Annotated in this window: 7 protein-coding genes; 4 read left to right on the top strand and 3 right to left on the bottom strand. The window is 59.6% G+C overall.

Annotation, left to right across the window (positions count from 1 at the left end):
- Nucleotides 1-284, bottom strand: a 284-nt coding sequence (locus AACS18_RS04055; protein WP_108613771.1) for a DUF6968 family protein, incomplete at its 3' end; no start/stop codon positions are given.
- 352 nt (nt 285-636) lie between these two features.
- On the opposite strand from AACS18_RS04055, the gene AACS18_RS04050 reads away from it, so the two are divergent.
- A complete protein-coding gene (locus AACS18_RS04050; RefSeq protein WP_108613770.1) occupies nt 637-1,527 on the top strand; it encodes a sensor domain-containing diguanylate cyclase in 891 nt (296 codons plus the stop codon).
- A 471-nt stretch (nt 1,528-1,998) separates the two neighbouring features.
- Entirely contained in the window at nt 1,999-3,273 is a 1,275-nt protein-coding gene (locus AACS18_RS04045; protein WP_108613769.1) for an amino acid permease, read from the top strand.
- A gap of 66 nt (nt 3,274-3,339) precedes the next feature.
- Here the strand turns inward: AACS18_RS04045 and AACS18_RS04040 are convergent, their stop codons facing one another.
- Nucleotides 3,340-3,978, bottom strand: a complete 639-nt coding sequence (locus AACS18_RS04040; protein WP_181363403.1) for an exopolysaccharide biosynthesis protein — start codon at nt 3,976-3,978, stop codon at nt 3,340-3,342.
- 250 nt (nt 3,979-4,228) lie between these two features.
- Here AACS18_RS04040 and AACS18_RS04035 point away from each other — a divergent pair, with 250 nt between their 5' ends.
- The gene (locus AACS18_RS04035) at nt 4,229-4,852 is read left to right on the top strand and encodes an outer membrane beta-barrel protein (protein ID WP_108539557.1); all 624 of its coding nucleotides are present in this window, start codon (nt 4,229-4,231) and stop codon (nt 4,850-4,852) included.
- 90 nt (nt 4,853-4,942) lie between these two features.
- Here AACS18_RS04035 and AACS18_RS04030 read toward each other — a convergent pair whose 3' ends face one another.
- Nucleotides 4,943-5,866, bottom strand: coding sequence for a GGDEF domain-containing protein (locus AACS18_RS04030; RefSeq protein WP_108613767.1), 924 nt, complete (start codon nt 5,864-5,866; stop codon nt 4,943-4,945).
- Between the two features lie 504 nt (nt 5,867-6,370).
- Between AACS18_RS04030 and amt the strand changes: the two genes are divergently transcribed.
- The gene (amt, locus tag AACS18_RS04025) at nt 6,371-7,798 is read left to right on the top strand and encodes an ammonium transporter (protein ID WP_108613766.1); all 1,428 of its coding nucleotides are present in this window, start codon (nt 6,371-6,373) and stop codon (nt 7,796-7,798) included.
- Nucleotides 7,799-7,850: the final 52 nt, after the last annotated feature.

Raw genomic sequence — 7,850 nt, 5'->3', positions numbered from 1 at the left:
ATGGGGTGATCTGGGCAATTGGGCAGATAGAACTGCCAGCCCGCATCGGAGAAAGCGCGCAGTTCGGTTTCGACAAACTTGATGGCGAGGCTCAGGGCCTGCAGGCTGTCGATGCCGTAGATAAAGGTCTTGTCGCTCAGCCCCGCCAGCTTCACCTTGCAGCGCCAGTCACCGTTGGCGGACTTGGGATCCGGCTCGGGGGCCTTGATGGCGATCTTGATGGTGAGCTGTTCCCCTTCGGTGCTGATGGCGTCGAAGCGGGCGGTAACGATGGCGTTTTTCATCTGGCGATTCCTTTTCCGTGGTACAGCCCCTGAGGTTGCGGGCGGCTGGCGTCCTGATGGCTGATGAGGTTAAAACTGGACTCAGGACGGCCAGCGTAAATGAACTTGTGAGTTGAAACAACGGGATATGCGTGACCGGGTGAGGGGGCTTTCGCCGCCGTGAGCGAGCGCAGTGGCGGGAGTTGCAACGCGCTGGCCACCGGTGGTGGCCGACCGAGAGGCTGGCAGGCTGCTAGATGTAAAGGATTGTTGGCTGTGGCCGCAGATTTTTCTGTTCTGCCGATGAGGGCGAGTGAGTCCTCTTGAGGCAGAATATCTCCCCCCTGTTTGACGCTGAAGTACAGGAGTCTCCGTGGCGCTTTCGGTAACCCAGCTTTATGAAGTGATGGCCCAGCTGCCAGATCCCGTCTTTATTCTCAGTGAAGATGGCTATTACGTGGAATATATCGGCGGCATGGAGCAGCAATCCTATCACGATGGCAATCCGCTGGCGGGCAAGCAGTTGGCCGATGTGCTGCCACCCGAGATGGCCATATGGGTCAAGGCGCAGGTAGCCGAGTCGCTGGCGAGCGGCCAGGTGCGGGTGGTGGAGTATGAGCTCTCCGCTGCCGAGGTAGGGGGGATCAATGCTGCCGCCGGGCCGCAAGGGATACAGCGTTTCGAGGGCAAGATTGCGCCGCTGCCCTCCCTCTATGACGGCAAGCGGGCGGTGGCCTGGGTGACTCGCAATATCACCCGCCAGTTCGAGTTGCAGCAGCGACTGCTGCGCCAGAGTGAAACCGATCAGCTGACCGGCCTCTACAACCGCCGTTTTTTCTTCGAGCACTGTCAGCAGTTGCGGGCAGGGGATACGCCCTGTGGCCTTATCATGCTCGACATCGATCACTTCAAGCAGATCAACGATCGTTACGGCCACCAGCAGGGAGATCGGGCCTTGCAGCGCTTCAGTAGTTGTATCGATGCCCTGTTGCGGGCGGACGATCTGTTTGTGCGCAGCGGTGGCGAGGAGTTTCTGATCCTGCTGCCGCGAATCGATGAAGCCGGTTTGCTGCAGATGGCGGAGCAGATCCGTGCCGCCGTCGCAGCGTTGCCTGCCGATCCGGTCGCCATCACGGTCAGTCTGGGCACAACTCTGGTGCAGCCGGAGGAGGAGATCAATCAGGCGCTGGCCCGGGCCGACGAGTGGCTCTATCGGGCCAAGCGGGCAGGCCGCAACCGGGTGGCGCACTGCCCGGCAGGTTGAGATTGCCGCTCCGGTCGCTGTGGGAAATAGCCTGCTATTTTACCCTGAATAAATTGGCTGACATCATTGTCAATTAGTAGAAACGTTGGCCGTATTATTTAACTCATATTCCACAGCTTAAGGTGTTAATATTATCGGCCTGATCGCTGGTCTTATTTGTGTTGTTGGGCAACAGCATGAGGTTTTATCGGTATGTTATCAAACAGGCGTAAATCTGGTTTTGGGTGACGAATGTGATACATCCTGTTTTCTTTTGAAACATTCCGATTCAAACAGTCATGAATTATTAACCTTGACCCGGATAGCGATTTCAACGATGGTAGTGTGGCAGCTCCGTTTCTCTCCGGTGGCCCTGTTGGCCGCTGGTGGCGTTGTTTTTTCATGTGCAGGGTGATATGCAACGACATATCTCCAGCCTGTTATTCGGGCCAATAAAAATAATGATGACAGACTAATAAGGTATATATTGCAATGAGTTTTTCTATTGCTGAAAAGAGTAACCCTGTTTCAAAATTGAAATGGGAGAAAAGCGATTCGGTATGGACCATGGGCCTATATGCCACTGCGGTTGGTGCCGGTACGTTATTTCTCCCTATTACTGTTGGCAGTAATTCTCCGGTTATTTTACTGTTTATTTTATTGCTGGCTTTTCCGCTATCTTATTATTCCCACCGGGCATTGAGCCGCTTTGTGCTCTCCAGCTCCCATCGGGAAGGGGATATCACCCATGTGGTGGAGGAGCACTTCGGTGCCAAGGCGGGCAAGCTGCTGATGCTGGTCTATCTGATGGCCTTCTACCCCATCATTCTGGTCTACAGCATCTCCATCACCAACGCGATCCAGAGCTTCGTTGTTCACCAGCTGGGGGATGCCGAGCTTCCGCGCGGCTTGTTGGTGCTGGGGGTGATGCTGGGCCTGCATCTGGTGCTGCTGGCTGGCAAACAGATCGTGGTATCGGCCATCAGCGTGCTGGCGCTGCCCATGGTCGCCTTTCTGATTGGCCTCTCCATCTATCTGCTGCCCCAGTGGAGCCTCTCCTATTTCAGCGAGAGCCAGGCGGTAGATTGGCGGGATCCGGCCTTCTGGAAATCCCTCTGGCTGATCGTGCCGGTGATGGTCTTCTCCTTCAGCCATGCGCCTATTATTTCCTCCTTCAGCGCGGCGCAGAAGAAGCGTTGTCAGGAGAGTGCCGACCTGCGTGCCAAGCGGATCATCAAGTGCAGCAGCATGCTGATTTGCGGCAGCGTGCTCTTTTTCGTGGTGAGCTGCGTGATGAGTCTGAGTCAGGCCGAGATGGCGCTGGCCCGCACCGACAATATCTCCGTGCTGTCGGCGCTGGCGAACAAGTTTTCCAATCCGCTGATCGCCTATGTGGGGCCGCTCATCGCCATTCTGGCCATGTCCAAATCTTTCCTCGGCACCTCCATGGGGGTGAGCGAGGGGACGGTGAGCATGGTGAGCGGTGCCTGTCAGGGGCTGGGGCTCTCCCTCAAGGAGTCGACCATCGCCCGGGTGTCATCAGTGATCCTGTTTATGGTGACCGCCGTCATCACCTATCTGAACCCCAACGTGCTCGACATCATCGAGCGCGTCAGTGGCCCGCTGATCGCGGTGATCCTGTTTCTGCTGCCGGCCTGCTCCATCTATCGCTTGCCCGCACTCAAGCGTTATCGCGGGCCGAGTACCCTTTTTGTGTTGGTGATGGGGCTGCTTGCCATCTCGGCCCTTATCTACGATCTGCTTTGACCGGGCGGTATCCCGCACAAATCAAAAAGGGCGACCATCTGGTCGCCCTTTTTCTGTGCATCGGGGTTAGCCGAGCAGGCCGCTGGCGCTCTGGCCCGCCATCAGCAAGCCGATGGCCAGCACGCTGAACCAGACCAGGGTTGCGCTTACCAGCAGATAGCCGCTGGCGACGAACAGACCGTCCCGCTGCAACATGCCGGTGGCCAGCAGCAGGATGGCCCAGGCAGGCATGGCGTTGGTGAACGGGATGGCGCCCAGGGGCAGCATCAGCAGCAGGGCGGCCAGCATGATCAGCAGGCCGTTGCAGCGGTTGACCGTGTTGCTGCCGGTCAGCACCAGCAGGCGCGGGCGGATAACGCGATCGACCCGGGCCAGCAGATCCGCCCCCTTGTGCAGGGTCGTCTTGAGCTGGTCGGCAGCGAAGCGGCGCTCCATCAGCATGGCGGGCAGCCAGGGCACCCGATTGAGGGTGATGCCGATGCCGATAAAGAGGATCAGCAGGCCAAACGGGGTGCTGACCCCGGGAATGGAGACCGGCAGCAGGAAGGGGACGGTGAGCAGCACGCAAAACAGCAGCATTCCCTGTTCGCCCACCAGCTCCAGCATCTGGCGCAGGCTGATGTGGCTCTCGTCGATGGCATGCGCGGTGGCCCGCAGGGTATCCGCGAGGGTGGTTTGGGGGTCGTGAAGTTGCGCGGCAACCATTCCCTGATGTCCTTCTGAGTAGTGATAACGGGCCCCGATGACCCGATTTGGCGCCAGCATACGTGGCAGAGGTTAACCGTCGATGAATGGTGGCAGGGGGGCATAGCGGCGCCAGTGGGGCGGTGCGGCAGGGTTCAGGCGAGAGGGAAATCCCGCGATGAAAGTGATCCGGTACAGCCGCCGTTTAGGATGGGCCTAGGACGCCTCTGGTATGCTTTCTGCACAATCACACAGGGAGCAGGGGATGATGATGAAGAGAGCCGGGATAGTGATGATGGGGCTGTTGCTGCCACTGGGGCAGGCCTGGAGTAGCGAGGCCGCGACCACATCCGGTTGGCAGGTGACGCCGTTTGTCGGCTACAGCTCAGCCATCGACTTCGAGAAGAGTGACGATGTGGTGCAGCCGGTGCCGCTTTCTGCATCGTTTGATTCACTGCAGGGACAGGGCTCCGGTAGCTGGGGTCTTTTTATCAGCAAGGAGGTGGATGATCCGGGCATGATCGAGCTGCTCTACAGCCATCAGTCCACCACCCTCTCTCCCGACCAGCCGGATCGCCTGACGGTGGACATCCTGCACTTTGCCGGTGCGCTGACCCTCTCTGACAACCTGATGGCGCCCTACATCGGCGCCGGGATCGGGGTGACCCGCTTTGCCGCCTACGACAGCGAGGTGACCCCTTCCATGTCGCTGGCGCTCGGGGTGCAACCGCGCCTCGCCGAGCATCTGGCGCTGCGGGCCGAGGTGCGCGGTTATGGCTCGCTGGTCAACGACAACAACCAGTTTCTCTGCAACCCGGAGCAGTGCGTGTTCAAGGTGCGCGGGGAGCTGGTAACCCAATGGCAGGCCAATATCGGTCTTACCTTCCGCTTTTAGGCGAGGGGATTTTCCCCATAAAACAGGGGCCATTGGGCCCCTGTATCAGCAGCAATCTTCCGCCGTGATCGGCAATCAATCGGCAGCTCTTCACGCCTCTTTATTAGTTGGCGTCGCCCATACCGCGCAGTTTCTGCCCGCCTCCTTGGCGCCATAAAGCGCCTGATCCACCCGTTTGAACAGCGAGACTGCCGGTTCCTTGGGCTCGCGGATCCCCACTCCCAGACTGACCGTCATGGTATGGGCCGGGTCGGGGGCGATATTGCGGGTCGCAGTGAGCAGGGTGTTGGCCAGTTGCTGCAGCTCGGCTTCGTGGGCGACGGGCAGCAGCAGGGCAAACTCTTCACCCCCGACACGGGCCGCCAACGCACCCGGCGGGCAGTGCTGTTGCAACAGCTCGCCAAACTGCTGCAACACCCGATCCCCGATATCGTGGCCGTAGTTGTCATTGATCACCTTGAAGTGATCGAGATCCAGCAGGATGAGAGCGTGGCAAATCCCCTGTTCCAGAAACAGCTGCTGATGAAAGTAGCGCCGGTTTGGCAGCCTAGTCAGATCGTCAAACAACGCCTGCTGTCTGAGCTGGGTATTGATGTGGAAGAGGTGGTGCATGGTGCTCAGGATACCGATGCTGCTGAGCAGGATGCCGCTGGAGCGCAGCAGATCCTCGGCATAGATGGCGAGCCAGAGTGGCTGCGCCACCAGCTCATCCATGATGTCGGCGGTGGCCCCCATGATCCACAACATCAGACCGCAGGAGAGCATGCGGTAGGTATGGGTGGGCAGGTGGGCACACTGCACCACCCAGAACAGGAACAGCATGGTGAGCCAGTTGATCACCTCGAAGCCAAAGCTGACGGCGTAAAAGCGCTCGTAGGGGAAGTGGGGCAGCAGCAACAGATGCAGGGCCATGATGGCCAGCATCACTATCCCCAGCAGCGCGATGTGGGCGCGATGCTCCCGGTCGAGGTGACGGTAGTGGGAGAGGCTGATGTCGAGACGATCGAACTGCATGGTGTTCCTCGGATTGGGCCTGCCATCAGGTTGCAAACAAGGGGCTGTGTAATGGCATGCCGTGGTCGGATAACAGGAAACGGCTGGTCTGTCAGTGTAAACGAGCGGGCCCGCAGCGCGCGATATCGATGACGTCAGCTTGTGGGCTGGCTCAGGGTTTGCGCACTTCTGGTGCGCGACGTATCGCCTGCCCTGTGACAGGGCGACCCTGGGCTGGTTAGCGCAGCTCATGCGCCAAATTGGTGCGTTGATGATGCGCGACCTTTCTAATGCAGTGATTTAAAAGGATTTAAATTTGTGGCCCGCTTTATGCTTTTTACATGTCAGGCGGTCTCTTGCGGTCATCGGCGGCAGACGCAGTGATGAGGAAGTGGCAAGAGGCATCCCCGTGCAGGGCGCGGGTGTGATTCTGGCGGGTTGCAGCAATACCTTGCGGTTCGCCGCAGATTCAATCAGGGAAACGGAGCCGGTTTATACCGGTACGACAGGGAAGGAGAGTGCTCTATGGTCAAAAAATGGATGATGGCGGGTCTGCCGATATTGACGGCGTTGCTGGTGACCCCAAGTTGGGCCGATGAGGTCTCTCAGGTTCAGGCTGCGGTGGCACCGGTTGCCAGCGTGACGATTAACAAGGGCGACAACACCTGGATGCTGCTCTCGGCCGCACTGGTGATCCTGATGTCGATCCCCGGTCTGGCCCTCTTCTACGGCGGGCTGGTGCGCGCCAAAAACATGCTGAGCGTGCTGATGCAGGTCTTTACCCTGTTCTGCCTCATCTGCGTGCTCTGGGTCATCTACGGCTACTCGCTCGCCTTTACCGAGGGCAACAGCGTGTTCGGCTCCTTCAGCAAGGTGCTGCTCAAGGGGGTCACTCCTGACTCCATCGCGGCCACCTTCAGCAAGGGTGTCGGTATCAGCGAGTTCATCTATGTGGTGTTTCAGGGGGCCTTTGCCGCCATCACCTGCGGTCTGATCGTCGGCGCCTTTGCCGAGCGCATCAAGTTTGCCGCCGTGCTGCTCTTCTCGGTGATCTGGTTCACCTTCGCCTACATTCCGCTGGCCCATATGGTGTGGTACTGGGCGGGGCCGGATGCCTACACCAGCGCCGATGCGGCTGCCGCTGCAACCGCCACCGCCGGTTATCTGTTCCAGCATGGTGCGCTGGACTTCGCGGGCGGCACCGTGGTGCATATCAACGCCGCCGTGGCGGGTCTGGTGGGTGCCTATCTGGTGGGCAAGCGTCTGGGCTACGGTCGTGATCCCATGACGCCCCACAGTCTGACCATGACCATGATCGGCGCCTCACTGCTCTGGTTCGGCTGGTTCGGTTTCAACGCCGGCTCCGCGCTGGAAGCCAACGGTGTTGCGGCGCTGGCCTTTATCAACACTTGGGTAGCTCCGGCTGCGGCAGCCCTGTCATGGACGCTGGCCGAGTGGGTGATGAAGGGACGCCCCTCCCTGCTGGGTGCCGCTTCCGGTGCCGTCTCCGGTCTGGTGGTGATCACCCCGGCGGCCGGTTTCGTCGGTGTGGGCGGTGGTCTGGTGATGGGCCTGATCAGTGGTGTGGCGGGTCTGTGGGGGGTCCACGGTCTCAAGCGCATGTTGGGGGCCGATGACAGTCTGGACGTGTTTGGCGTGCACGGGGTGTGCGGCATTCTCGGCGCCCTGCTGACCGGCGTTTTTGCCAGCCCGGATCTGGGCGGTACCGGGGTGTGGGACTATGTCACCAATCAGGTTGCCGAGGGTTACTCCATTCTGACTCAGGTGAAGATCCAGGCCATCGGGGTCGGTGTCACCCTGCTCTGGTCCGGTGCCGTGGCGGCGATTGCCTTCAAGGCGGTCGACATGCTGGTGGGTCTGCGGGTGAATGGCGATGCCGAGCGGGAAGGGCTGGATGTCACCTCCCACGGCGAGAAGGCTTACAGCATGTAATCCCGAATGCCAGACAACAAAAAACCGCCGGGATCGGCGGTTTTTTTATGGC

The organism is Aeromonas sp. HMWF015 (assembly GCF_963878965.1).
In the GTDB taxonomy this organism is placed as follows: domain Bacteria; phylum Pseudomonadota; class Gammaproteobacteria; order Enterobacterales; family Aeromonadaceae; genus Aeromonas; species Aeromonas veronii.
This window is presented reverse-complemented; position numbering and strand designations above follow the sequence as displayed.